Origin of the sequence: Actinoplanes sp. NPDC020271 (assembly GCF_044388125.1) — a bacterium.
In the GTDB taxonomy this organism is placed as follows: Bacteria; Actinomycetota; Actinomycetes; order Mycobacteriales; family Micromonosporaceae; genus Actinoplanes.
Window position 1 is genome coordinate 279101 of the sequence record NZ_JBIRWQ010000010.1, and the last position, 25729, is coordinate 304829.

Sequence of the window (25729 nt, forward strand, 5' to 3'; positions counted from 1 at the left end):
GGCTGGGGCTAGGGTTCAGCGATGCGCATCCTGCACACCTCCGACTGGCACGTCGGCAAGGTTCTCAAGGGCCGCGACCGGCGTGACGAGCACCGGCGGGTGCTCGCCCAGGTGATCGAGATCGCCCAGGCCGAGAAACCCGACCTGGTGATCGTCGCCGGTGACCTCTACGACACCGCGGCGCCGACCGCGGAGTCGACCAAGCTGGTCACCCGGGCCCTGTCCGCCCTGCGCCGCACCGGCGCGCGGGTGGTGGCGATCGGCGGCAACCACGACAACGGCCACGCTCTGGACGCGCTGCGCCCGTGGGCCGACGCGGCCGGCATCGAGCTGCGGGGCTCCTTCGACAACCCGAAGGATCTGCTGATCGAGGGCACTACGGAGGCCGGCGAGCGCTGGCGGCTGATCGCCCTGCCGTTCCTCTCGCAGCGCTTCGCGGTCCGCGCCGTCGAGATGTACGAGTTGACCGAGGCCGAGTCCAACCAGACGTATGCGGATCTGATCGCCCGCCTGATCGGCAAGCTCAGCGAGCCGTTCGCCGAGCCCGGCGTGGTCAACCTGATCACCTCGCACCTGACCCTGGTCGGGGCGAGCACCGGCGGCGGCGAGCGCGAGGCCCACACGATCATGGGCTACGCCGTCCCGTCCACGGTCTTCCCGCAGAACACGCACTATGTCGCGCTCGGCCACCTGCACCGCTCCCAGCGGGTGATCGGCCCGTGCCCGGTGCGGTACTCGGGTTCGCCGCTCGCCGTCGACTTCGGCGAGGAGGAGAACGTCAGCTCGGTCGCGATCGTCGACGTCGGGGTGGACAAGGCGGCCCAGGTGCGGGACGTGCCGGTGACCGAAGCGCTCACTTTGCGAACTGTCAGAGGAACCTTGGAACAGCTCGCCACGGTGAACCTTCCGGAGGCCTGGCTGCGTGTCCTGGTGCGCGAGGCACCCCGCCCCGGCCTGCGCGAGGACGTGCAGGAGCTGCTGCCGAACGCTCTGGAGGTCCGCATCGACCCCGACATGCTGCCCGACCGCACGGGTGCCCGCGCCGCCGAGCGCGCCGGCCGGTCCCCGCGCGAGCTCTTCGGCGACTACCTGGACAGTCGCGGCAACGCCGAGGAGGGCGTCCGCGAGCTCTTCGACGCGCTGTACGACGAGGTGAGCAGCAACCAATGAGGCCCATTCGGCTCGACATGTCCGGGTTCACGGTGTTCCGTGACCAGACCACGGTGGACTTCACCGACGCCGACTACTTCGCCCTCGTCGGCCCGACCGGCTCGGGCAAGTCGACGGTGCTGGACGCGATCTGTTTCGCGCTCTACGGCCAGGTCCCGCGCTGGGGCGGCGCCCGGGGCATCGGCAACGCGCTCGCCCCGTCCGCCGCCGAGGCCCGGGTCCGCCTGGTCTTCGAGTCGGCCGGCGATCGGTATGTCGCGACCCGGGTCGTCCGGCGCGACGGCCGGGGCAACGTCAAGACCTCCGGGGCCGGGCTGCAGCTGATGCCGCCCGGCTTCGACGTGACCAAGCTCGACACCGGCATGGACCTGGAGGATCTCGGTGAGGTCCTGGCCGGCGTCCCGGCCGAGATGGACGACGCGGTGCTGCACGCCGTCGGCCTGCCCTACGAGCAGTTCACCAGCTGCGTGGTGCTGCCGCAGGGCCAGTTCGCCGACTTCCTGCACGCCAAGCCGGCCACCCGGCAGCAGATCCTGGTCAACCTGCTGGGCCTCCAGATGTACGAGAAAGTGCAGGTCAAGGCGGCCGAGCGGGGCAAGACCGCGGAGGCCAAGCTGACCGTCGTCGACCAGTCGCTGGCCGCGCTGGAGGACGCCACCGACGAGGCCGTCGAGGAGGCGGCCGGACGCCTGGCCCGGATGCGGGAGCTGACCACGCGGGTCGAGGCGGCGATGCCGGGGCTGCGGGCGGCGCGGGCGGCCGAGGAGACGGCCCGCGGCACCCGGGACACGCTCGACACGGAGCTGGGCTTGCTCTCCTCCGTGCGTACGCCGAACGGTCTTGAGGAAGCGACCGGGGCGATCCTTGCCGCCCGCGAGACCGCCACGAAGGCCGCCGAGGCGGTGCACGAGGCCGAGGAGGCGGAGGAGAAGGTCCGCGGTGAGCTGGCCGCGGCCGGCGATCCCGGGTCGCTGCGCCTCGCACTGGACCGGCACACCGAGTTGGAACGTCTCGTCGAGCAGGAGGCGTGGTTCGCCGGCAAGGTCTCGGTCGCCGAGGTCGAGAGCCAGGATGCGCGGGCCTCGGCCGACCTGGCCGAGTCCGAGCACGTCGGCGCCCAGCAGCTGCTGGAACAGGCCCGGCAGGACTATCGGGACGCTCAGCAGCGTGATCGCGCGACCGCGCTGCGCGGGCAACTGACCGCCGGGGACAACTGCCCGGTCTGCGAGCAGCCGGTCGCGGTGGTGCCGACGGGGCCGCGCGAGTCCGCGGTCCGGCTCGCCGAGGCCGCCGGGGCCGCCGCGCGGGAGGCCGCCGAGCAGGCGACCGCCCGCTGGCAGCAGCGCGACGCGGTGGCCCGCAACCTGGAGAGCGACCTCGAGCGCAAGCGCGGGCAGTATGAGCACCATCTGACCCGGCTCGCCGAGGTCCGCAAGGCGGTGCAGGGGCTGCCCGGGGCGGAGGCGATCCAGCAACGGCTCGCCGAGTTCAGCCGCCTGCAGGGCAAGCTGGAGGACGCGACGGCCGCGGTCCGCGGCGCGCGCGACACGCTGCGCTCCGCGCAGAGGTCGGTCCAGGCCGCTGAGGAGCAACAGCGTTCCGCGTGGCGGAAATTCGATGTGGTACGGGACGGGCTGGCCCGTTTCGTCCCACCGTCCGCCGACCGGGACGACCTGGCCGGCGCGTGGCTGACCCTGGTCGGCTGGGCGCGGGACGAGCACGCCGCCCGCCTCGCCCGCCGCGACGAGGCCGAGGCGGCGGTGACCGCCGCGCACGAGACCACGGTCCGGGCGCACGCGGCGATCGTGGCGCTCTTCACCGACGCCGAGGTGCAGCCGCCGTCGGCCCGCGTCGACGACGCCGAGGCCACCCTGATCCGCGCGGCCGCGGTCACCGCCGAGCGGGCCGAGGCGGCCTGGCAGCGCCTCACCGAGCGGCTCGAGCAGGCCCGCGAGCAGCAGGAACAGCGCATGCTCCTGCAGCAGGAGAGCCGGGTCGCCAAGTCCCTCGCCGGTCACCTGCGAGCCAACAACTTCGAGCGCTGGCTGCTCGAGGAAGCGCTCGACATGCTGGTCGACGGCGCGTCCCGGATCCTGCGCGAGCTCACCGCCGGGCAGTACGAACTGATGCACGACAAGGGCGAGTTCTACGTCGTCGACCACCACGACGCCGGACTGCGCCGCGGGGTGCGGACCCTCTCCGGCGGGGAGACGTTCCAGGCGTCGCTCGCCCTCGCCCTGGCCCTCTCCGAGCAGCTCGCCGGGATGAGCACCACGGCCGCCAGCCTGGAGTCGATCGTGCTGGACGAGGGCTTCGGCACCCTCGACTCGGCAACGCTGGACGTGGTCGCCGCGACCCTGGAGAACCTGGCCGCCCGCGGTGACCGGATGGTCGGGCTGGTCACCCACGTGCAGGGGCTGGCCGAGCGGGTGCCGGTGCGATTCGAGGTGCACAAGGACGCGCGGACCGCGCACGTCGAGAGGGTCGGCCTGTGACACGGATGTTCGTCGACGCGTGGGACCCGGCGTACGGGGCGAGTTTCGAGGGCGGGGACGGCGAAGGGCCGGCCTCGCCCAGCAGCGCACAGGTCGACACCGACGTGGAGGTGCCGGCCGCCGAGTGGGCACCGATCGACGTGCCGTCGTCGGCCCGGCCGCCCGACGTGGTGTTCCTGGTCGACGGTGTCCGGCGCAACGACGCCGGGTTGTGGACCGCCGAGGACGACGGGACGTCGTATGCGGGCCTCGCCGCGTCCTACGCGGCCGGGGTCGTGCGCTGCGACCTGGCGCGCGGGGCGGCCGAACTGGTGGGCGCGCGCGTCGGGCGCGGCCTGTTCACCGCCAGCCCCTCGGCCGGCGATCTCCAGGCCGGGACGGTGCGCTACGAGATCCACCGGATCAACGGGACCGGGGAGGCCAGCAAACTGCCGGCCGCGGTGCAGGGGCCGCTGACCGCCCTCGAGATCGAGATCTCCAGCGCGGCCCGGGACGGCGGGACGGACGGCGCCGACCTGCTGATCGTCGACGGTCCGCTGCGCAACCGGCGGCAGCTGCCCCGCACCATCGGGTATGTGAAGACTCAGCAGAAGCAGTATCTGCCGGCCGGGCTGACCACTGTGGTGACCCGGCTGCGGCCGGGGCAGCGGACACCCGTCTTCCACCTCGGGACGGTGTGGGGCGGCTGGTCCTGGTACCTGCGGCTGCCCGGGGCGACCGGGGCGCCGTGGTCCGGCATCGTGCGGGTCGAGTGTTCCCCCGACCTGACCGTGGACCAGGCGATCGAGCTGGCCGGGCTCTCGTCGGCGACGTTGCCGAGGTTCGCCTCCTCGTCGTACAAGGACCCGCGCGCCCCGCAGAACCTGGTGCCGATCGCGGGTCTGGAACGTCGGCTGCGCGGCATGCTCGGCGATTCGCGGGTGCTGCACCGGGCGCTCGCCCTCGCCACGTCCCAGTCCCGCTGAGCTCCGCCGGCGCCGGGTCGCCCGCCGCCGGCCGGCTCCGAGGGGGTGTAATTCACGCCCGTGCGAACCAGCCGGGCAGCGGGCGACGGGCAGCAGCCGGACCGGCCCTCAGCGTGGTGATTCGTGCCCGATGACGACGGTCAGAGCCAGCCGGGCAGTCGGCGCGGCGCTGCGGGGCGTGGGCTTGGTACCGGCTGGCTCTCAGGGTCTTTGTCGTGGGCTGAGGGACCTCTGGGGCCCGGCCGGGGGCGGGGGCGCGGCTGGGGGCTGAGATGGGCGGAGCTCGCGGGGGCTGGGCGGGCGCGGGCTCACGGCGTACGAGCAAATCGATGGGCGCGAGTGGAGCGGACCTGACATCGGACGGCGGAGCCCTCGCCGTGTCCCAGTTTTCGGGATCGGCGCCCGCATATCGGAACACTTCGGCCGGATAACAAAAATTGGCCAGGAATTTTGAGTCACCGGCCCGGATCGGCCGGGTTGAGGCCCGGGAGCCCGGCCGATCGGCTCACAGCGCCATCCGGTAAACAAACGCTTACAAGATCGGGAAGCGTCCGAGCAGCAAGATCAAGAAATGGGAGCGCTCCCCACCGGGTGTCGCCCGAAAGGGTCCAAGAGATATCCGGGCATCCCCCGAACGGCTCCGTGACCCCGCCTTTCACCACACATTACTCACCGATGAACACGCAACGGAATCATTCGTTCACGCAGCGAGATCACGCTCTCCTGCATCAGGGGAAATTATTCTCGGAGCCATGTCTCGGGTCCGATGTCACTGAGTATCATTCCGCCTTACCTGGCGTCCGAATCGGCGTAGATCAATCCCCCCATGATCCGCGGCCCGGCACGCCCACACGATCGTCACCACAGCGGAGGACCCTTGAGACCGAGTGTCCCGGAAAATCTCGCGCCGGCTTTGATCCCGGCCGGGCCCCCCAGCCGTAAGACAGGCGACGGGGAAAGGTCCGGGCGGAGGAATCGATGCATGCGGTGGCCGAGAAGCGGCTCACGCCGGAGAGGGTGCGTGTGATGGCGCGACACTCCGGAAGCAGGTGGCAGGCGGTCGACGGAGGGCGCGGTGCGAAGGATGACGGTTCGGTGATTCCCCGCCAGCAGTCGGCCCGGCACGGAGCTCAGCCGGACACCGGCGCGGGCCACGAGGACACACTGGTCAAGCTGCTCTACGAAGAGCACGCGGGACCGTTGCTGATGTTCGTGCTGCGACTGACCGGCGGTGACCGGCAGCGCGCCGAGGACATCGTGCAGGAGACCCTGCTGCGGGCCTGGCGCAACGCGCACCGGCTCGGCGCGCAGGGCCAGCAGTCACTGCGTCCCTGGCTGGTCACCGTCGCCCGCCGGATCGCGATCGACGAGCACCGCAGCGCCAACGCGCGCCCCGCGGAGACGTATGATCGCGAGCTGGAGAGCTTCCCGACCACGTCGGACGAGACCGACCGCGTCCTGCAGTCCATGACGGTGTCGGATGCGCTCCGCCAGTTGAGCCATTCCCACCGGGAGATCCTGATCGAGACGTACTTCCGGGGCCGGACCGTGCCCGAGGCGGCCGAGTCACTCAACCTTCCGTTGGGTACGGCGAAGTCCCGCGTGTATTACGCTCTGCGTGCGCTGCGTACCGCTCTGCAGCAGCGGGGGGTGACGGAATGACCCAGGACCAGCACTACGACGTCGCGTCGTACGCCCTCGGCGTGCTCGACGACCGTGACGCCGCCCGGTTCGAGGACCACCTGATCGACTGCCCACAGTGCGCATTCGAGCTGGAGTCCTTCGTGCAGGTGGCGGACGCGCTGGCCGACGTCGACGCGGAGGCGCTGCTCGCCGCGGAGAAGTCGGAGAAGGACGGCGTTCTTCTCACGAAGATGCTCACCGAGGTGCGCACCGACCGGTCCCGGGCGAACAGCCGTCGGCTCTACTCGCTGGCCGCCGCCGTGGTCATCTTCGCGATGCTCTCCATCGGTGCGCTCTTCGCCGGCGGCAAGTGGCTCGGTTCCGACAAGCCGTCGACCCCGGCCACCCAGATCGCCCAGCGTGGCAGCGACCAGCTCGACCCGCTGCCGGACAGCAACGGCGTCGGCATCGGTGGCACCGCGCTGCCGGGCGAGAACTACAGCGGCACCGACTCACGCACTCAGGTGAGCGCCGCGGTCGGCCTGGAGAAGAAGGACTGGGGCACCCAGATCTCCTTCGCGGTCTCCAACCTCAAGGGCCCGAAGACCTGCGCGCTGACCCTGATCCACAAGGACGGCACGTCCGAGCGGGTCGCCAGCTGGACGATCGGCGAGAAGGGCTGGGGCACCGCGGCCAACCCGGCGCCGCTGCTGCTGCAGGCGGTCACCGGTACGCAGCGCGACGACATCGCGCACGTCCAGGTTCAGGAGCTCCCCGCGAACGGGAACCCGGACACGCTGGTAAGCATTCCGTAATCGTCCGAACACGAATAGGGCTCAGCCGACTCCGGCTGGGCCCTTTTTCGTTGTCCGGGCCATTCCCATACGTACGTGACCCCCTGGAGGGTTCAAACAAAAATTCCCCGATTTGATCGAGCCGAATATTCAACCGCTGCCGCACGGGTCCCGTACTACTGCGCGGAAATGGCTAGAGGTATCGATCAGCTGGAGGACCCAGTGCTACCGGAGAAGCGCAAGTTGATGGTCGCCGGTGCGGCGCTGGCGGCGTTGGTCGCCCTGCCCGGATGCGCCCCGACCGGATACAACGCGGCTGACTACGGCAACGCGGCCGAACCCGCCGCCGCCGACGTCGCGGCCACCCCGGGCGCCGCGGCGACCGACGGCGCGGTCGACCCGAACGCGGCGGATCCCGCGTCCACCGCCGAACCGGCCCCGGCCGACACCGGCAAGGTGGCCGACAACAAGGTGACCAAGTCCCTCACCGGCACCTCGGTGCCGAAGATGGGCCAGGTCGTGGAGAACGCGAAAGGCTTCGTGACCTACCGGTTCGACAGCGACGGCGACAACCCGTCGAAGTCCAACTGCGACGGGGACTGCGCGAAGGTCTGGCCGCCTCTGCTCACCAACGACGGCAAACCGACCCTCAAGGGCGTCGACTCCAAGCTGGTCGGCACGGTCACCCGGTCGGACGGCACGAAGCAGCTCACGCTCAAGGGCTGGCCGCTCTACACGTACGTCGGCGACAAGAAGCCCGGCGAGTGGAAGGGCCAGAACGTCAACGGCAAGTGGTTCGTGATCACGCCCACCGGTACGAAGAACCTCACCTGCCTTCCGAAGATCTCGAAGCCGGTCGCGCCGCCCGCGGGCGCCTCCGGCAGCTCCGGTGATTCCGGCAGCGACTACAGCTACTGATGGTGGTGGGTACAAAGATGAGGTCCTGGCTGGTCGGCGCCACCGCGGTGACGCTGGCGTTCCTGCTCACTCCGGCGGCGCCGGCTCTGGCCGCCGACAACCCGGTGCCGATCCCCCCGAACACCGGGCTGACCGACACCGGCAAGGGCTCGGTGAGCGCCGCCGACATCGACTTCGTGATCAAGGTGCGGCTGGCCGGCCTCTGGGAGATCCCGGCCAGCAACATGGCCCAGGAGAAGTCGAACGACCCGAACGTCGTCAAGATCGGGAAGTCGATCGCGGCACAGCACGTCTCGCTGGACGCCCTGGACCGCGAGGCGGCCAAGAAGCTCAACATCGACCTGCCCAACCAGCCCAATGGTGATCAGCAGGGCTGGCTGAACGAGATGAAGAATGCCACCGGCGCGCAGTTCGACCAGATCTACGTGGATCGGCTCCGCGCGGCCCACGGCAAGATCTTCCCGGCGATCGCCACCATCCGGGCCGGCACCCGCAACGACAGCGTCCGCAAACTGGCCCAGGAGGCCAACCAGTTCGTGCTGACCCACATCACGCTGCTGGAGAGCAGCGGGGTTGTCGATTACGGCGCGCTGCCGACGGTGGCCGCGCCGGCCAACCCGGCTCAGAAGGGCCCGGTCCCGATCGACGACCAGATGATCCAGGCCGCCAGCAACGGCGGCGGAGTCCCGGGTCTCAGCAACACCGTAGTCCTGCTCGTCCTTGCTGCCGCTCTGGTGATCGGCGTGATCACCACCATGCGCATCTTCCGTTCGCGGTAGCCCGAGATATCGCCCCCACGGCGACGAAGAAAGGTGTCACCCCATGCGAAGGTCCAAGTACCGGCGCGCTGACAACTCCAAGTGGTTCAGCGGGAAGCGCCGGATCATCGCCGTGGCCGCCACGCTCGCGGCATTCGGCGGCATCGTGACGGTTACCCAGATCTCCAGCGCCAGCACCAACGACGGACAGAAGACGGCGCTGGCGGCCTGCAACAACCTCAAGGCCGGCGGGAACAACCAGCTGTCGACGAACACCCGCCGTGGCACGTACACCACGAACAACGGCCAGGTCACCCAGCACCCCGACGACGGTGCCGGGGACGAAGCGACCACCGATCAGGTGCGGGCGCGTTGCCGTGACTGGGTGATGCAGAACGTCGGCAACAACACCAACAAGGGCCGTGGCGGCAAGGGCAACAACAACGGCGGCAACAACAACAACGGTGGTAACAACAACGGCGGTAACAACGGTGGGGCGGCCAGCGCCGCGCCGTCGACCGTCGCCACCAGCGCCGCTGCCGGTAACGGCGGGAACAACAACGGTGGCAACAACAACGGCGGCAACAACAACGGTGGTGGGAACAACAACGGTGGCGGCGCGACCGCCGCTCCCAGCACCGCCCCGCCCGGCGCCGGCCTCGGGATCCTGACCAACAGCTGCGCCACCAGCAAGCTGCCGGCGCACGACGGTTTCCAGAAGGGCGACCGCTGCGTCAGCACCGAGTTCGGTGAGGTCGGCTCGGCCGCGAACAACCCGTCGCTGCTGATCACCCAGGCGCCGCGCCAGGTCAACCGGAACACCGCGTTCACGCTGCAGGTCAGCACCCGGAACCTGATCCGCGACCGGTTCCTCGCGGCCGGCCAGGGTGGGTACTACGTGGAGTCCAGCGTCCTGCAGAACGGCCTGGTCCGCGGTCACTTCCACACCGCCTGCCGGATGCTCGCCAACACCACCGAGGCGCCCGCCCCGGACCCGGTGCCGGCGTTCTTCGTGGCCACCGAGGACAGCAAGGGCGGCCGCACGCCGGACACCGTCACCATCCAGGTTCCGGGCCTGCCGCAGGCCGGCACCGCGCAGTGCGCCTCGTGGGCCGGTGACGGCTCGCACCGCATCCCGATGATGGAGCGCGCCAACCAGACCCCGGCGTTCGACGTGGTCCGGATCCGGGTGCGGTAACTCGTTGTAACAAGCGCGCGGAGCACAGCCGTTCGGTGGGCTCGAACCCTTCCCGGGGACCCCCCTTCGAGTCCACCGACCGTCCTTCCCCCTGCCGGACGGAACAGCGGCTGCCCGGCCTCCACCCGGGGCACCGCTCCGCAACCGGGTGATCGAGCCTTTCTCGGGCGTTCGATCACCGCCCGATGGCCCTGACCCCCAGCACCGGGGACAGGGCCATCGGCTTTTTCTTTGGTTTGCCGGGTCCGCGTGGCACAGTTCAGCCGTGACTTCCGAGGTGACCCGCCGTCTGACGCCGCCCGAGCGGTATCAGTTCGGTCCCTCGGTCCGCCCGCTCCTGGTTCCCAAGCACGACCCCTGCGGGACGATCCGGGACGGCGCGTTCTGGCTGGCGATGCGCACGCCATCCGGCCCCGCGACCCTGCGCCTCGACCGTGACCTGCTCGCCACCGGCTTCGGCCCGGGCGCGGAGTGGGCCGTCGAGCACGCCGACGCGATCGCCGGCCTCCGCGACGACGTGAGCGGCTTCCCCGAGCTGGCGCGGCGTCACCCGGTCGTCGCTCAACTGGCGAAGACCTTCTCCGGCGTACGGGTCCCGGCCACCCTGCGGCTGTTCCCCCGGCTCCTGCGGGCGATCCTCGAGCAGAAGGTCACGGGCAAGGAGGCGCACCACTCGTACCGGGCGATCTGCCGGCACTTCGGCGAGCCCGCGCCCGGCCCGGTGGAGCTGATGCTGCCGCCCGACCCGGCCGCGATCGCCGCCAGTGCGTACTGGGAGTTCCACCCGCTCGGCGTCGAGCAGCGCCGCACCCAGACGCTGCTGGGAGCGGCCCGGGTCGCCGAGCGGCTCGAGCGCTGCACCACCGCGGCCGAGGCGACCACCCGGCTCATCGCGCTGCCCGGGATCGGCCCGTGGACCGCGGCCGAGGTGGTGCGGACCGTCTTCGGTGACCCCGACGCGGTCAGCGTCGGCGACTACCACATTCCCAACACGGTGGCGTTCGCGCTGGCCGGCGAGGCGCGCGGCACCGATGAGCGGATGCTGGAGTTGCTGGAGCCGTTCCGCGGGCACCGGGGCCGGGTCTGCGACCTGCTCGCCCTCGGCGGTCACCTGGCCCCGCGATACGGCCCGCGAATGCCGGTTCGGTCGTTCGCCCGATTCTGAGTTAGTCGATCTTTCCTTCCGGGCACTGCTGTGCCGCCGGTGAATGGAAGAGCTCCGGTTCGGGTAACGGCGGCGATATGCGAACCCCCCGCAAGATCGCCGTCGTTGCCCACAAGAACAAGACCCTCGGTGGTGGCCTGGACGAATTGCGCCGGCGCCTCACCGACCACGACATCAAAGACCTCATCTGGTACGAGGTACCGAAGAGCCGCAAAGCGCCGAAGAAGGTCCGCCGGGCACTCCGTGAAAAACCGGACCTGCTCGTCGTCTGGGGCGGCGACGGCATGGTGCAGCGCACGCTGGACGTGGTCGCGGGCTCGGACGTGCCCGTCGCGATCATGCCGGCCGGCACCGGGAACCTGTTCGCCGGCAACCTCGGCATCCCCACCGACCTGGAGCAGGCCGTCGAGATCGCGTTCACCGGCGAGCGCCGCCGCCTCGACCTGGGCCGGCTCGGCGGCGAGCACTTCGCGGTGATGGCCGGCGTCGGGTTCGACGGCGCGATGATCAAGGATGCGGACGGGGCGCTCAAGGACCGGCTGGGCAAACTCGCGTACGTCTGGACCGGCATCCGCCACGTCGGCGGCGACGCGCCCCGCACGAAGATCAAGATCGATGGGACCACCTGGTTCGACGACGAGGCCAGTTGCGTGCTGATCGGCAACGTCGGGACCATCACCGGCGGCATCCGCGCCTTCGACGACGCCTCACCCGACGACGGCTGGCTCGACGTCGGCGTGGCCACCGCGCAGGGTGCGCTGCAGTGGGCGCGGGCGCTCGGGACGATGGCGGTGAAACGGTCCGACAGCTCGCCGTTCGTGCGCACCACGCGGGCGCGCGACATCGAGGTCACGCTGGAGTCGAAGCTGGAGTACGAGCTGGACGGCGGGGCCCGGGAACGGACGAAGCACTTCACCGCGACGGTCGTGCCGGCCGCGGTCTCGCTGTGCGTGCCCAAGGCCTCTGACCGATAACTGACAGTGTGGTTCGTCGTCGGCTGCTGAGTTATTACGCGTATTCGCCCGAGAATCCCCTGGATTGCGGTGGGCGGCCGAGCCCAGACTGGCGGTTCACCATCCGTCGTCCAGGGAGATTCCCATGACACTCATCGGCACCCTGCTCGCCGCCGGCGTCGTTCCGGTCATCGCCTACCGGATCGGCCGCACGCAGGCCGCCTGGCAGGACGCACGCAACGCGAAACGGTCACTGCGCAACGATCGGCGGACCGCCTGGTCGCACACCGCCCGATTAGCCGTCGGCGCGGTCCTCCTGCTGCTCGGCCTGACGGCCGCCGCCTTCGGCCTGGCCCGCTGACCCTTCCCACCGGGGTGCGCTCTCCGGTGCCCACGGGTCGCGAGCTGAGCCGTGGGCCCGGAAACAGCACGTCCCACTCTCCCGGACTCCGACGAGCAGGACGCCCCACAGCCGCTCGACGAGCGCGGCTCCCCGGCCCGCACCAGCCGCTCGACGGGCGGCTGTGACGGGACCGAAGCCGGGACGGGAGGCGGGAACGGGGGCTGAGCCGTGGACGGGTTTGTTGCCCTGACCGCGACCACCCACGGACGTCGCCCTTGCGGGCCTCGCGTCCTGGGCCGGCCACGGCCCTGCGAGGACCGGAAGGGTCCCCGCGGGAGCGACGGTCCGGACCACAGCGGACCCAGGACCTGAAGATCTTGAAGTTGATCTTCAGGCGATCTGTTGCCACCAGCCGTCGACCGGGGGCGGGTTGTCGACGTCGACGCGTTCGCCGGGGCGGGGGACGGCGAGCTTGACGCCGCGGGCCTTGGCTTCGCTCCAGGTGCGGTCGGCGGGTTCGGACCAGTCGTGCAGCGCGAGGTTGAACGTGGCCCAGTGGACCGGGATCATCAGGTCGCCGCGGACGTCGACGTGGACCGACACGCCGTCCTCCGGGATCATGTGGATGTCGGGCCAGGCGTCGCCGTAGGCGCCGACCTGCACCAGAGTGACGTCGAAGGGGCCGTGCTCGGCGCCGATCCGGGCGAAGCCGGGGAAATAACCGGTGTCGCCGGAGTAGAAGGCGCGGCGCGTCGGGCCCTTGATCACCCAGCTGGACCAGAGGGTCTCGTCGCGGTTGAAGCCGCGGCCGGAGAAGTGCCGGGCCGGGGTCGCGATCAGCTCCAGGGTGCCGATCTTGTGCGACTCGTTCCAGTCGAGCTCGATGATGCGGGTCTCCGGGACGCCCCAGCGCTCCAGGTGCGCGCCGACGCCGAGCGGGACGAGGAACGGAGCGGCCTGCAGGTCCACCAGGTTCTGGATCGACGCCATGTCCAGGTGGTCGTAGTGGTCGTGGGAGATCAGGATCGCGTCGAGCGGGGGCAGCTCGCGCAGCGGTGCCGGCGGCTGGTGCAGGCGGCGCGGGCCGGTCAGCCGGGACGGGGAGCAGCGCTCGCTCCAGACCGGGTCGAGCAGCACGCGACGGCCCTCGATCTCGACCATCGCGGTGGAGTGCCCGAACCAGGTGACGTGCAGACCGTCCGCGGGAGCCGGGGCCGGGGTGACCACGGGGACCGGCAGGTGCGGGCGGCGGGTGTCACGATCGGTCACCGCCGCGACGAACAGTTTGGGCATCGAAGCCGCCGCCACCTCGGTCGCCGGCACGGTGTTGCGGAACTTGCCGCCGGAGAACTGCGGGGACGACTCCATCCGGGCGCGACGTGCGCCGCGCGCCTTGGCGCCCATCTGGGCGGGAAGGTCGCGCGCGGCCCAGACCGCCGCGGCGCCGAGTGCCAGAGCCACCACTGTACGGGTACGAACACGCTTCGCCATGCGCCCAGTCTGACCTGATCCGGCGCAATCCGCCCAGCCCCTGCCTGAGCCCGTCCTCAGCTTGTGACCGGTATGACACACTGCCGCGGTGACGATCGATATTCTCCAGCAGCAGACGCAGCTCATCGTGCGTCAGCGCATTCGTTTCATGGTGAATCAGTACGAGGTGCACGCGGTCAGCCCGGACGGTCAGGAAGCGGGCGTCCTTGCCTTCGCGCAGCAGAAGCGGCTCGCGTTCAAGGAGCAGGTGACCCTCTACACCGACGACACCAAGCAGGTTCCGCTGCTCGGCTTCAAGGCTCGTCAGGTGCTCGACCTGGGCGCGACCTACGACGTGTTCGACGCGGCCGGCAACGGCATCGGCCTGTTCCGCAAGAAGTTCGGCGCCTCCCTGTTCCGTTCCACCTGGGTGCTGGAGCAGCCGGGCTGGCCGGAGCTCGTCGGCCAGGAGCGGAACTTCTTCGTGGCGCTGCTGCGCCGCTTCGTGGACTACCTGTCCTGGTTGCCGTACCACTTCGACTTCGAGGTCGACGGCCGGATCGCGTTCTCGGTGGAGCGCAAGTGGGGCCTGCGGGACCGCTACAACGTCACCATCAACGAGCCGAACCTGGACCGCCGCCTGGTCACCGCGGTAGCCGTCGCACTGGACGCCCTGCAGTCCCGGTAACCTTCCGCGCATGAACGATCCACGTGCTCAGCGGCTCTTCGGCGACAGCACGGTAGCGCCCGGCGACCTGGCCTTCAGCCCCTTCCGGGTGGACCGGGACCGGATCGTCAGCTCACCCTTCTTCGCCCGCCTCGCCGGGGTCACCCAGGTGATCAGCCCCGGCGGGGCCGGGCTGCTGGTGCACAACCGGCTCACCCACAGCCTCAAGGTGGCACAGGTGGCCCGGGCGATCGCCGAGCGGCTCCAGGCCGCCGACCCCGATCTGACGGAGAAACTCGGCGGCTGCGATCCGGACGTGGTGGAGGCGGCGGCGCTCGCCCACGACCTGGGGCACCCGCCGTTCGGGCACCTCGGCGAGCGGGTGCTGGACCGGCTGGCCCGGCAGCGGCTCGGTCTGCGCGACGGGTTCGAGGGCAACGCCCAGTCGTACCGGATCGTGACCAGCACCGAGGTCCGCGGGCAGGCCACGATCGGGTTGAACCTGACCAGTGCCGTACGGGCGGCGATCCTGAAATACCCGTGGACCCGGCACGGGCATCCGGACCCGCATCCGCGCTTCATGGATCCGCCACCGCGCGGCGCCGCGGCCCATCCGGACGACCCGGACAGTGGATCGGCCAAGTTCGGCGCCTACTCGACCGAGATCAACGACGTCCGGGCGGCGCGTGCGCCCTTCGCCGACCGGATCGCCGACTGGCAGCAGACCGTCGAGGCGTCGGTGATGGACACGGCGGACGACATCGCGTACGCCATCCATGATCTCGAGGACGTACACCGGGTCGGTGTGCTGCAGCAGGGCGCCGTGGCCACCGAGTTGATGGCCTGGCAGCGCTGGGGCGCCGAGAGTGATCTGAAACGGGCCGGCGGCGCGATCGAGTCACTGCGGCGCAGCCTGCACCGCAAGGAGGGCTGGATCGCCGACGACGACGCGTTCGCCGACGCGGTCGAGCTGGTCCGGGCCGAGCTGGTGGACGGGTTGCTGGCGCAGCCGTTCGACGGGTCGGTGCAGGCCGAGGCCCGGGTCGCGGCGTTCTCGGCGACCTGGACGCGGCGGCTCGTCGACTCGGTGGAACTGACCGAGCAGGCGGCGATCAGAAGCGGGCACGCGCAGCTGGCCGTGGCCCAGTGGCACGAGGTGCAGGTCCTCAAGTTCGTGCAGAACACGTTCGTCCTGGCGCGGCCTGACCTCGCCCTGCACCAGCGCGGTCAGGGCCGGCTGCTGGCGTCACTGGTCGAGGCCCTGCTGGCCTGGCTGACCGACCCCGACGAGGAGGATCGGCTGCCCCGCCGGCTGCGGGATCTCGTGGAGCTGGCCGAGGCGGAACTTCCGGAGGGTACGCCGGGACGGCGCGGCCAGGCCCGCGGGCGAGCGGTGATCGACTTCGTGGCGGGGTTGACGGACAGCCAGGCGGTGGGGTTGATGGAGGCGCTGGCGGGGCGGTCGCGGCAGTTGTGGACGGACACGTTCGTGCTCTGAGCTACTTCTTGCCGGCTTTCTTGATCCTGGAGCGCAGCACCCGGGTCGCCAGTGGGCCCAGCTCGTCCATCACCTCGACCAGCACCGCGAGCTGGTCGATCGCGTCCAGCGCACGCCGCCCGCCCTCCGCGTCGATCCCCTCGAAGAGCTCCAGCCCGACGAACGCCGACGAGATCGCCCCGGCCAGCCCCGGAAGGTCGGCCACCTCGGCGATCGGCGAATCGGCGAGGACCCGGCGCAACACCGCCTCGATCTCGTCCGTCCAGAGCTGCAGCGTCGCCCGGATCGACTCGGCCAGCCGCTCGTTGCTCTGCGCCGCCGCCAGGGTCTGGGCCAGCACCGACACGTTGCCCTGGGCCAGCTCGGAAGCGTGCAGGTCACGGCCCACCTGGAGCAGCTCGCGCAGTGTGGTCACGGCGGCGAACCGGTCCGCGTAGAACGCCACCCGCCGCTCCGTCGCCTGCCGGCAGGCCGCGCCGAGCAGCTCGTCGACCGAGCCGAAATGGTAGAAGACGAGCGCCTGATTGGCTCCCGCGGCCGAGGCGATGGTGCGGGCCGACGCGCCGTTCACGCCGTGCTCACGCACAGCGGTCAGCGCGCCGTCGAGCAGGCGCTGCTTGGTGTCGCTCACCTGATTCCTCCGGCGGGGGTGCGGTTCGGGCGGTCGGATCTCCGCGGCGAGGTGGCTTCAACCCCTGAGATCAAAAGCCATCTTCCCGTACGGCCGTCCAGGCGCTAATGATCAAACGCGGACGGCTCGACCGCCACATCCGCAGCGGAGTATCCGCCCCGGCTTCCGCCCGTCCGTGCGGCTCATGAGCGGCCACCCCCCGTTTGAGCGGCCGCTCAAGTGTCAGGCTAAACGCCGTTGAGCAGTTGCTCAAGTCCCGCCTCGACAGGCCCGGACGGGCCGCGCAGTGGCGAGTTACGGGATTGCGGTGTAAGTATGTAATCAACACAGGAACTCAGGAGGTCGTCATGCGATTCCGTCCCGCCCCGCCCGGGGCACGCACCGAGCCGCCGCCCGCTGACGACGCCGCCGCCTGGATCACCGGCGCGGTGCCGGACGGATGGTTCGCCGAACCACCCGAGGTCGTCGTCGACCGCGACGAGATCATCATTTGGGGCCGGCTACCCGAGCCGGACCTGGCCGCCGAGTCCACCGATGCTGACCGTGCCGCTGCCCAGGGCGGCCGGATCGCCCAGTTCCGGGAGAACACCCGCGACGACCGGATCCGGGTCGCCCGTCAGGTCGAGCACCGCTACCAGCGCAAGGTCGCCTGGGGCGCACGGTGCGGCGACACGTCGGAGCTCTACACGCACCTGGCCGCCCCGGTGATGACCCGCCTGCGGCAGCCCGAACGCCAGGTCCTGGACACGCTGGTCGACGCCGGCGTGGCCCGCTCCCGCTCGGACGCGCTCGCCTGGTGCGTGCGCCTGGTCGGCCAGCACACCGAGGACTGGCTCGCCGACCTGCGCTCAGCCATGACAAAGGTCGACGAGCTGCGCCGCCAGGGCCCCAACACCCAGTAGCCCCGGCCCGCCACCGCACTCCGGCCGACCCCTGCCCTCGGCCCGCCACCGCGCCCCGGCCGACCCCTGCCCCCGGCCGGCCGGCACTTCCACACCGCGCCACGGCCGACCGGCACCCCCGGCCGACCACTGCCCCGGCCGACCGGCACTTCCGCACCACGCCACGGCCGACCAGCACCGCCGGCCGACCGGCACTTCCGCAGATCGGCGCCCGTCGTGGAATGGCGCCCCCGCGGACCGGCACCCCGCGGACCGGCCGTCTCCGGGGACGGTGCACTCGCCACCTTGCGGAAGAGCGGGGTGACGGGTGCACCGGCCCGGGCGTCAACTGCGGCTGGATAGGGTGATCGAGTGCTGCGCGAGGTCACCGCTATTCGTTATGTCACTCCTCTCCGGGAGGGTGGCTCGTTGCCCGGCGTCGTCGAGGCCGACGATCTCGGGACCTACGTGGTGAAGTTCCGCGGCGCCGGCCAGGGCCCTAAAGCGCTGGTCGCCGAGGTCATCTCGGGTGAGCTGGCACGGCGGCTGGGGCTGCCGGTGCCGGAACTCGCCCGCGTGGAGCTCGACCCGGTGGTGGCCCGCGCCGAACCCGACGAGGAAGTCCAGGAGCTGATCAAGGCCAGCGCCGGCGGCAACCTGGGCATGGATTTCCTTCCCGGCGCGCTCGGTTATGACCCGAACGCGCACCCGGTCGAGCCGGGTCTGGCCAGCCGGGTCCTCGCCTTCGACGCGTTCGTCGAGAACGTGGACCGCAGCTGGCGCAACCCGAACCTGCTGATCTGGCACGGTGGCCTGTGGCTCATCGACCACGGGGCCACCCTGTACTTCCACCACAACTGGGCGCGGGCGGAGAGCGTGGTGCACCGGCCGTACAAGTGGGACGACCACGTGCTCAAGCCGTACGCCACGCAGCTGGCCGCAGAAGGGCCGGCGCTCGCTGCCCGGATCACCCGCGACCTGCTCGCCGAGGTGGTGGAGCTGGTCCCGGAGGACTGGCTGGACGACGGCGACCGGGACGCCTATCTGGATCACCTCGCGCGCCGTGCCGCGCAGCCGGAGGCGTGGCTGCCATGAGGGTCCCTTACGAGTACGCGGTGATCCAGGCCGTTCCCCGGATCGAACGCGGTGAGCTGATCAACGTCGGAGTGCTCCTCTACTGTCAGCGCCAGGATTTCCTGGCGGCTCGGACTCATCTGGACGAGACCCGCCTGCTCTGCCTGGACCCGGCCGCCGACGTGGCCGCGGTCCGCGGCGCCCTGGACTCGTGGGAGGCCACCTGCTCCGGCGGAGGCGCCTCCGCCGGTATGAAGCTGGGCGAACGTTTCCGCTGGCTGGTCGCCCCGCGCAGCACCATCCTGCGGGCCGGCCCGGTGCACATGGGCCTGGCCGAGGACGCCGCGTCAGAACTCACCCGCCTCGTCACCCTCCTCGTCCACTGACCAACCCGACCACCCACCTCTGGCCTGGCCCGACACAGTCCAACCCCGCCCGACACAGCTCGACCCGGCACGGCCAGGCGCGGCCAGACCGGCCTGGCAAGGCGCGGGCCAGATCGGCCCGGCACGGGCAGACCGGCCCGGCACGGGGCAGATCGACCCGGCACGGGCAGACCGGCCCGGCACGGGCAGACCGGCCCGGCACGGGCAGACCGGCCCGGCACGGGCAGACCGGCCCGGCACGGGCAGACCGGCCCGGCGCGGACCGTCCCGGCGCTGAGCTGGGCGGCCCGGAGCGGAGCGGCCGGGGCGGCCCGGGGCCGTCCGGCCAGGCGCGCCGTGGCCCCGGCTCGCGCAGGCAAGCACGGCGTTGCGTGGCCGGTTGGGCGTGGGGGACGAGAGTGGCCGACCTACTCGAGAGCGGCCGCCCTACGAGAGCGGGCGGCCGGTCCGAGAGGTACGTCGTAGCGGGCGCCGCGGGGCGAGACGCAACGGACTGCTGGGCCCGGATGCAGCCGCGGGTCCTCGATGTAGCGCGCCTCCAGTTTTCGTTCGGCGGCATCGTCGCCCGCGTCGGCCGCGAGCAACAGGTCGGCGATCTCGTCCAGGTGGGTCAGGTCGGACGGCAGCTCGGCGGGTAGCTCGGACCACTCCCGGTCGGCGAACGGGATGCTCTGGCCGAAGATGTCCCAGAGCAGCAACTCGTCGCCCATCCGGTGGGCCAGCTCCAGCGTCAGGTAGTGCAGGATCATCCATGGGCCGCCGATCTCCTGGCCCGGGCCGACCCCGTACGCCGAGGGGTCGATCTCGCCGCGCCGCATCGACCGCCAGGCCTGCGCCGCGGTGTGCAACCCGGCCGGGTTCAGCTCCACCACCGCCAGGCCGACGCCGGGATCGGTGCCGACCCAGTGGGAGCCGTCGTGATACTCCGCGATCACGTGGTCCACGTGGTAGCCCGGCGTCAGGTAGCCGGCGAAACCGACCCGGGTGCGGGCCGCGACGCCGTGCACCCGCAGTGCGGAGACCGCGAGCAGAGCAGCGTCCCGGCAGCAGCCGACGACGCGTTCCGCCTCCGGACGCGGTGCGTCGAGCGGGACACCGGCGAAGCGTTCCTGATCCAGGTCGAGCATGCGGCCCACCCAGCGGGTGTCGATCTCGGCGAGCCGGTCCGGCGGGAAGTCGATGCCGGAGGCTCGATAGTGCACGGTCAGGTTCCGCACGGCCGCGTTGACAGCGGTCACGTCGGCCGGCAGCGCGGCGAGCAGGTCGTGGTGGCGGCCCGGGTCGGAGAACCGGGTCTGTCGTGTCCAGTCCATCGTCGTCACTCCTCGATCGGCTGGGCGACCAGGGCGAACGGATCCTCGCCGGTGAGTCGCTCCCAGTGGTTCAGATAGATCTCGCGGGGCGGGCCGGCGGCGACCAGGCCGGTGTCGGCGATATACCGGTTCACCGCTTCGTACGCCGCGGTGATGCGGGGGTAGAAGCAGTCGTCGCGCAGCACCGTCGCGAAGGCCACGAGCCGGGCCGGCTCCAGCCGGAGCGCGATCTCCCGCGCCGGCTCGACCGTCCCGGCGAAGGGCACGCAGACCTCGACGGTGGCCTCGGCATCCGGGGTGACCAGGCCGTGATAGATCACCCAGTGCTCCGGGCCGTGCACGGCGCCCTGCTCGTCGAGGTGCGCCCGGATGGTCCACTGGGCGGTGCCGATCGCGGGCACGAGGGCCTGCTGGTCGACTTCCACCCGGATCGTGGCGATCTTGCGCTCGGAGCGGCGCTCCGTCCGTACCGAGTAGGGCCTTTGGGGGTCGTCGGCGTGGGCGAGACCGGTGCGTAACCAGTAGTAGGTGGAGCGGCGGGCCTCCATGGCGGCGTCCTCCGAGGCCCACCAGCGGTCCAGCCGGGTCACCGCCTCGGCGTCGGGCAGCGCGAGCATCTCGCCGATCAGCCCCAGCGGAACACCGAGCCGGCGCAGCAGGCTGATCCGGCGGGCCGGGTCGAGCTGCGCCGGGGTATATCGCCGGTAGCCACTGCTCTCGTCGACATCGGCCGGTGGCAGGAGGCCGGACGCGGCGTACAGCCGGAGGGCTTTGGCCGAGAGGCCGGCCAGACGGCCGAACTCTGCAATGGACAAGGAAGCGGTCAGGGGTGCTGCGGAGGGAAGCGGCGAACTCATGCGATCGATCGTGGGGTCTGCCCCAGGGGCAGAGTAAAGGGCTCCCTCGAAGAAATTTTCCCGGCACACTGAGCGGATGCAGCTGCCGATCCAGCACCCGGTCAAGCCGATGCTCGCCAAGCCCGTCGCGGAGATCCCACCGGGGCAGATCTACGAGCCCAAATGGGACGGATTCCGGTCGATCGTCTTCCGGGACGGCGACGAGGTGGAGATCGGTAGCCGGAACGAGAAGCCGATGACCCGCTACTTCCCCGAGGTCGTGCAGGCGGTGCTGGCGAACTTTCCGGAGCGCGCGGTGATCGACGGTGAGGTGATCGTCGCCGACACCGAGCGCAACACGCTCGACTTCGAGGCTCTCCAGCAGCGCATCCACCCCGCCGCGAGCCGTGTGAAGCTGCTCTCCGAGCAGACCCCGGCCGGGTTCGTCGCCTTCGACCTGCTCGCGCTCGGTGACGAGGATCTCACCGAGCTGCCGTTCGAGCAGCGCCGGGAGCGGCTCGAACAGGCCCTGGCACAGGCGAAACCGCCGATCTACGTCACGCCGGCCACCGCCGACCTGGTGACCGCCCAGCGGTGGTTCTCACAGTTCGAGGGCGCCGGGCTGGACGGTCTGATCGCCAAGGCCCGTGACCTCACCTATCAGCCCGACAAACGGGTGATGTTCAAGATCAAGCACAAGCGCACCGCTGACTGCGTGGTGGCCGGCTATCGGCTGCACAAGTCCGGCGACAACCGGATCGGCTCGCTGCTGCTCGGCCTCTACGACGAACGGGACGTGCTGGTCTCGGTCGGGGTGATCGGCTCGTTCCCGATGAAGGTCCGCGAGGAGCTGTTCGAGGAGATGCAGCCGCTGGTCACCGAGTTCGAGGGCCACCCGTGGAACTGGGCGGCGCACCAGCAGGGCGAGCGCACCCCGCGCAAGAACGAGGTGAGCCGGTGGAACAACGGCAAGGACCTGTCGTTCGTCCCGCTGCGCCCGGAGCGCGTGGTCGAGGTCCGCTACGACTACATGGAGGGCATCCGGTTCCGGCACACCGCCCAATTCGAGCGCTGGCGGCCCGACCGCGAGCCGCGGACCTGCACCTACGAGCAGTTGGAGCGCCCGGTCCGCTTCGATCTGGCCGAGGTCCTCACCAGCCGCTGAGCGGGATTGTCGGGGGCACCGGCTAGCCTAGGGCGCGCTTGAGAAAACGCTCGTCGAAAGGACGTGCCGTGCCCCGTCGATCGCGTTCGGTCATCGCGCTGCTGGCCGTGCTGGTCATGACCACCAGTGGCTGCACGCTGCCCGCGTTCGCGCCCGAGGGCTCGGACGACCCGGCCGCCCCGGCCGGCGGCCGCGGCCCGACGTCCGCGTCGACGCCTGGCGCGGCCGCGCAGTGGTCCCCCTGCGAGGACGTGCCGGAGAAACTGGTCGGCCGCGGTGCCGCCGGGATGAGCTACGACTGCGCCACCGTCAAGGTGCCGCAGGACTGGGCGAAAGCGGACAGCGGCGCGACATATGACATCGCGATGATGCGCGTGCGCTCCAAGTCGCAGAAGCAGCGGATCGGCTCCCTGATGCTGAACCCGGGCGGTCCCGGTGGCTCCGGCATCGACCTCGCCGTCTACCTCTCGTTCGGCCCGCAGCTGGGCGGCCTGCCGACCGAGGTCACCGACCGGTTCGACGTGATCGGTTTCGACCCGCGCGGCGTCAGCCGCTCCAGCCCGGTCAAGTGCATCAGCGACGCCGATCAGGACGCCAGCTTCGGCGCCGACCCCGACCCGGTCAGCCAGGCCGAGTTCGACCAGGTCGCGGCGCTGAACAAGAGGATCGCCGAGGGCTGCGGCCAGAAATACGGTGACCAGCTGGCCAACTTCTCCACCGAGCAGGCCGCCCGGGACATCGACGCGCTGCGCACCGCGGTGGGCGACAGCAAGCTGACCTACCTGGGCTTCTCCTACGGCACGCTGCTCGGCGCGACCTATGCGCAGCTGTTCCCGCAGAACATCCGGGCCCTCGTCCTCGACGGTGCGATCGACCCGACCGAGGATTACATCCAGGGCTCGGAGACCCAGGCGAAAGGCTTCGAGCGGGCGTTCGGCAACTTCACCACCTGGTGCAAGGCGAATGCCGCCAAGTGCCCGATCTCGGCCGACCCGCGCGGCGCGGTCATCGACGCCCTGGCCAAGGCCGAGAAATCCCCGCAGAAGTATCGGGACGGCCGCGAGGTGACCGCCGGTTGGATCTTCGTGGGGTTGATCTCGTCGCTTTACACCGAGACCGGCTGGACGAGCCTGGCCGAGGCGATCTCCGACCTGGCCGACGGCGACGCCAAGGGGATCATGGACCTGGCCGATCAGTATTCCGAGCGCAAGGCCAACGGCTCCTACACCAACCTCTTCGACGCCAACCTCGCGGTGAACTGCGCGGACACCGAGGACGCGCCGACCGCCGAGCAGGTGCGCGCGCTGCAGAGCGAGTGGCGGAAGAAATACCCGATCTTCGGGGCGCCGCTGGCGATGGGAATGCTCCCGTGTACGTATTGGCCGGGTAAGCGGGATCCGTATCCGGCCGGCAAGGCGAACGGCGCACCCCCGATCCTCGTGGTGGGGACGACCGGCGACCCGGCCACGCCGTATGAGAACACCGCGCACCTGGCCGGCATGCTCGGCACCGGACACGTGCTGACCTGGGAGGGCGAGGGCCACACGGCCTACCCGTCGACCGCCTGCATCGCGAAAGCGGTCGACGGTTACCTCATCGATCTGACGGTGCCGAAGGAGGGTTTACGCTGCCCGGCGAAGTGACGCCCTGGCGGGCGGCCATCTCCTCGAGCAGCGCGCGGACCTGACGCAAATTGGCTTTCAGCTCCTCCTGCTCCTCGTGCCGGAACGCGTCGTGGTCGACGATCAACTTGCTCGCGAAGTGCGCCGTGATCAGTGGGATCACGACCAGGACCATGACCGAGATCAGCAGCGCGGCCAGCATGCGGGCCGGCCAACTCGACGGAGAGATGTCGCCGTAACCGACGGTGGACGCGGTGACGACCGCCCACCAGAGGGAGTCACCGAGCGACCGGGACTCGAATCGGGAGTAGAGACCGCCGCAGACCACGATCAGGATCAGATAGGCGAGCAGCAGAGTTCGAGGCGAGTTGGCCAGCCAGATAACTCCGCGGTAGACCGCCCGCGGCACGCTGAGCAGCACGTTCATGACGTCATCGTGCCTGAGCGAGTAACGCCGCGCAGCCAGGCGCGGAGTCGGCGGCGGAGTCGCTCGAAGCGGGGCTGACAGAGGCTCGGGGCCGCACGCCGGGAGGCGGCCCGATACCCGACGGAGAGCCGCCCGAAGCCGGCCCGGGTAACCGGTGGGGTCGCCCGAGGACCGTTCGAGGCGGCCCGGGAACCCTTCGAGGGCGACGGAGGGGCACCGGAACGCCGCTGCGAGACTGGCGGCCATGGAATTCCGGATCGCTCAACGAGACGACGTCCCCGCTGTGCTCGCCCTCCTGGCCGACGACGCGCTCACGCAGGAGCGAGGGTTCGGCGAGGTGGCGGCCGAGGTGGAGCCGTCAATCCGGGAAGCGTTCGAGGCGATCGACAGCGACCCGAACAACGAGCTGATCGTCGCCGTCGAGGACGGTGTGGTCGTCGGGACGTGCCAGCTGACCTACCTGCCCGGGTTGAGCCGCGGCGGCGCGTGGCGGATGCAAGTCGAAGCCGTCCGGATCCACTCCGGCCGGCGCGGCAACGGGCTCGGCGCACAGATGATGCGCTGGGCGATCGAGCGCGCCCGCAACCGCGGCTGCGCGATGGTCCAGCTGACCTCGGACAACAAGCGCGTCGCGGCACACCGTTTCTACGAGCGGCTCGGATTCACCGCCTCGCACGTGGGGATGAAGCTGACCCTTTGACCCCAGAAACCGCTTTGCGCGTACGGCACTGAGCCGCGCCCACCACGACCGGGACGCCCTCCGCCGGGTCCACCGCGGGATGGGCCGTTGCCCCCGTCTGGCGAGCACCGATGTCGGCCGATCCGGCAGTCCGGCAGCCCGGCAGCCCGGCAGCCCGGCAGCCCGGCAGCCCGGCAGCCCGGCGGCCCGGCAGCCCGGCAGCCCGGCAGTCCGGCAGTCCGGCCGGGCTCCACGGCAATGAGGTGTCGGGGTTTGCATGGTGTGATGGAGGGCTGCGCGGTAACAGCGCTACGGGTGCCGCGGGATGCGCATAGCGCGGGCGGCCGGAATTGCCGGTCGCCCATGCCGGGGCGACCAAAGGCCCGCAGCGCGCATGGTGGCGTGCGGGCCGCAGGCGTTGCGGCGCTGCGCTGCGAACGGGGAGAGCGGTGCCGCGCTGTGAACGGGGAAAGCGGTGCCGCGCTGTCAACGGGGAAAGCGGTGCCGCGCTGTCAACGGGGAAAGCGGTGCCGCGCTGTGAACGGGGAAAGCGGTGCCGCGCTGTCAACGGGGAAAGCGGCGCGGCGCTGTCAACGGGGAGAGCTAGGCCGTGTTTCGTAGCGCTCGGAGCCACTGGTTGATGGCGGCAATGGTGAGGGTGGCTTCGTAGCGGACGGCGAGTTTGTCGTATCGCGTGG

General features: G+C 70.7%; 24 protein-coding genes. 19 read left to right on the forward strand and 5 right to left on the reverse strand.

All coding sequences use genetic code 11. The features are described from left to right. Window positions 1–21: 21 nt before the first annotated feature. The 11 genes from ACH442_RS23650 to ACH442_RS23700 all read left to right on the forward strand — a co-directional run bounded on the left by ACH442_RS23650 (window position 22) and on the right by ACH442_RS23700 (window position 12400). Entirely contained in the window at window positions 22–1170 is a 1149-nt protein-coding gene (locus tag ACH442_RS23650) for an exonuclease SbcCD subunit D (protein WP_396340254.1), read from the forward strand. Further along, on the forward strand, window positions 1167–3665 hold the full coding sequence (locus ACH442_RS23655; RefSeq protein ID WP_396340255.1) for an AAA family ATPase: 2499 nt from the start codon (window positions 1167–1169) through the stop codon (window positions 3663–3665). Before ACH442_RS23650 ends, ACH442_RS23655 begins: the two co-directional genes overlap by 4 nt. Then, the gene (locus ACH442_RS23660; protein ID WP_396340256.1) at window positions 3662–4630 is read left to right on the forward strand and encodes a hypothetical protein; all 969 of its coding nucleotides are present in this window, start codon (window positions 3662–3664) and stop codon (window positions 4628–4630) included. The genes ACH442_RS23655 and ACH442_RS23660 overlap by 4 nt, the downstream gene beginning before the upstream one ends. 978 nt (window positions 4631–5608) lie before the next feature. After that, window positions 5609–6292, forward strand: a complete 684-nt coding sequence (locus ACH442_RS23665) for a sigma-70 family RNA polymerase sigma factor (RefSeq protein WP_396340257.1) — start codon at window positions 5609–5611, stop codon at window positions 6290–6292. Beyond that, window positions 6289–7068, forward strand: coding sequence for a zf-HC2 domain-containing protein (locus ACH442_RS23670; RefSeq protein ID WP_396340258.1), 780 nt, complete (start codon window positions 6289–6291; stop codon window positions 7066–7068). Before ACH442_RS23665 ends, ACH442_RS23670 begins: the two co-directional genes overlap by 4 nt. 168 nt (window positions 7069–7236) lie before the next feature. Then, entirely contained in the window at window positions 7237–7965 is a 729-nt protein-coding gene (locus tag ACH442_RS23675) for a hypothetical protein (RefSeq protein WP_396340259.1), read from the forward strand. 17 nt (window positions 7966–7982) lie between these two features. Beyond that, window positions 7983–8744 (forward strand): DUF4142 domain-containing protein, encoded by a 762-nt coding sequence (locus ACH442_RS23680; RefSeq protein ID WP_396340260.1) that lies wholly within the window; start codon window positions 7983–7985, stop codon window positions 8742–8744. A 43-nt stretch (window positions 8745–8787) separates the two neighbouring features. Beyond that, window positions 8788–9921: a Pecanex-like protein 1 gene (locus tag ACH442_RS23685; RefSeq protein ID WP_396340261.1), complete on the forward strand. Its 1134-nt coding sequence runs from the start codon at window positions 8788–8790 to the stop codon at window positions 9919–9921. 265 nt (window positions 9922–10186) lie between these two features. After that, window positions 10187–11086 (forward strand): DNA-3-methyladenine glycosylase family protein, encoded by a 900-nt coding sequence (locus ACH442_RS23690; RefSeq protein WP_396340262.1) that lies wholly within the window; start codon window positions 10187–10189, stop codon window positions 11084–11086. A 77-nt stretch (window positions 11087–11163) separates the two neighbouring features. After that, window positions 11164–12060, forward strand: coding sequence for a diacylglycerol/lipid kinase family protein (locus ACH442_RS23695; RefSeq protein WP_396340263.1), 897 nt, complete (start codon window positions 11164–11166; stop codon window positions 12058–12060). 124 nt (window positions 12061–12184) lie between these two features. Next, window positions 12185–12400 carry a hypothetical protein gene (locus ACH442_RS23700; RefSeq protein ID WP_396340264.1) on the forward strand — a complete coding sequence of 72 codons (216 nt, stop codon included), beginning with the start codon at window positions 12185–12187 and terminating at the stop codon, window positions 12398–12400. A 372-nt stretch (window positions 12401–12772) separates the two neighbouring features. Here ACH442_RS23700 and ACH442_RS23705 read toward each other — a convergent pair whose 3' ends face one another. Further along, a complete protein-coding gene (locus ACH442_RS23705) occupies window positions 12773–13873 on the reverse strand; it encodes an MBL fold metallo-hydrolase (RefSeq protein WP_396340266.1) in 1101 nt (366 codons plus the stop codon). Window positions 13874–14021: 148 nt separating this feature from the next. Between ACH442_RS23705 and ACH442_RS23710 the strand changes: the two genes are divergently transcribed. After that, window positions 14022–14540 carry a hypothetical protein gene (locus tag ACH442_RS23710; RefSeq protein WP_396340283.1) on the forward strand — a complete coding sequence of 173 codons (519 nt, stop codon included), beginning with the start codon at window positions 14022–14024 and terminating at the stop codon, window positions 14538–14540. A gap of 10 nt (window positions 14541–14550) precedes the next feature. Further along, the gene (locus tag ACH442_RS23715) at window positions 14551–16017 is read left to right on the forward strand and encodes a deoxyguanosinetriphosphate triphosphohydrolase family protein (RefSeq protein WP_396340267.1); all 1467 of its coding nucleotides are present in this window, start codon (window positions 14551–14553) and stop codon (window positions 16015–16017) included. 1 nt (window position 16018) lies between these two features. Here ACH442_RS23715 and ACH442_RS23720 read toward each other — a convergent pair whose 3' ends face one another. Then, complete coding sequence (locus tag ACH442_RS23720) at window positions 16019–16648, reverse strand: TetR/AcrR family transcriptional regulator (RefSeq protein WP_396340268.1); 630 nt, start codon at window positions 16646–16648, stop codon at window positions 16019–16021. A gap of 347 nt (window positions 16649–16995) precedes the next feature. Here ACH442_RS23720 and ACH442_RS23725 point away from each other — a divergent pair, with 347 nt between their 5' ends. The 3 genes from ACH442_RS23725 (at window position 16996) to ACH442_RS23735 (ending at window position 18989) form a co-directional block, all read left to right on the forward strand. Next, on the forward strand, window positions 16996–17550 hold the full coding sequence (locus ACH442_RS23725) for a hypothetical protein (RefSeq protein WP_396340269.1): 555 nt from the start codon (window positions 16996–16998) through the stop codon (window positions 17548–17550). A gap of 351 nt (window positions 17551–17901) precedes the next feature. Next, window positions 17902–18624, forward strand: coding sequence for a HipA family kinase (locus ACH442_RS23730; protein ID WP_396340270.1), 723 nt, complete (start codon window positions 17902–17904; stop codon window positions 18622–18624). Continuing rightward, window positions 18621–18989 carry a DUF3037 domain-containing protein gene (locus tag ACH442_RS23735; RefSeq protein ID WP_396340271.1) on the forward strand — a complete coding sequence of 123 codons (369 nt, stop codon included), beginning with the start codon at window positions 18621–18623 and terminating at the stop codon, window positions 18987–18989. The genes ACH442_RS23730 and ACH442_RS23735 overlap by 4 nt, the downstream gene beginning before the upstream one ends. A 407-nt stretch (window positions 18990–19396) precedes the next feature. On the opposite strand, the gene ACH442_RS23740 is transcribed toward ACH442_RS23735, so the two are convergent. Both ACH442_RS23740 and ACH442_RS23745 read right to left on the reverse strand, forming a co-directional pair. Further along, the gene (locus ACH442_RS23740) at window positions 19397–20302 is read right to left on the reverse strand and encodes a transglutaminase domain-containing protein (protein ID WP_396340272.1); all 906 of its coding nucleotides are present in this window, start codon (window positions 20300–20302) and stop codon (window positions 19397–19399) included. 5 nt (window positions 20303–20307) lie between these two features. Next, window positions 20308–21159, reverse strand: coding sequence for a MerR family transcriptional regulator (locus tag ACH442_RS23745; RefSeq protein ID WP_396340273.1), 852 nt, complete (start codon window positions 21157–21159; stop codon window positions 20308–20310). A 76-nt stretch (window positions 21160–21235) separates the two neighbouring features. Between ACH442_RS23745 and ACH442_RS23750 the strand changes: the two genes are divergently transcribed. Both ACH442_RS23750 and ACH442_RS23755 read left to right on the forward strand, forming a co-directional pair. Beyond that, window positions 21236–22303 carry an ATP-dependent DNA ligase gene (locus ACH442_RS23750; protein WP_396340274.1) on the forward strand — a complete coding sequence of 356 codons (1068 nt, stop codon included), beginning with the start codon at window positions 21236–21238 and terminating at the stop codon, window positions 22301–22303. 116 nt (window positions 22304–22419) lie between these two features. Then, on the forward strand, window positions 22420–23946 hold the full coding sequence (locus ACH442_RS23755; protein ID WP_396340284.1) for an alpha/beta hydrolase: 1527 nt from the start codon (window positions 22420–22422) through the stop codon (window positions 23944–23946). Here ACH442_RS23755 and ACH442_RS23760 read toward each other — a convergent pair. After that, the gene (locus ACH442_RS23760; protein WP_396340275.1) at window positions 23897–24352 is read right to left on the reverse strand and encodes a potassium channel family protein; all 456 of its coding nucleotides are present in this window, start codon (window positions 24350–24352) and stop codon (window positions 23897–23899) included. The genes ACH442_RS23755 and ACH442_RS23760 overlap by 50 nt on opposite strands. A gap of 244 nt (window positions 24353–24596) precedes the next feature. Between ACH442_RS23760 and ACH442_RS23765 the strand changes: the two genes are divergently transcribed. Continuing rightward, complete coding sequence (locus ACH442_RS23765; RefSeq protein ID WP_396340276.1) at window positions 24597–25052, forward strand: GNAT family N-acetyltransferase; 456 nt, start codon at window positions 24597–24599, stop codon at window positions 25050–25052. Window positions 25053–25729 lie beyond the last annotated feature (677 nt).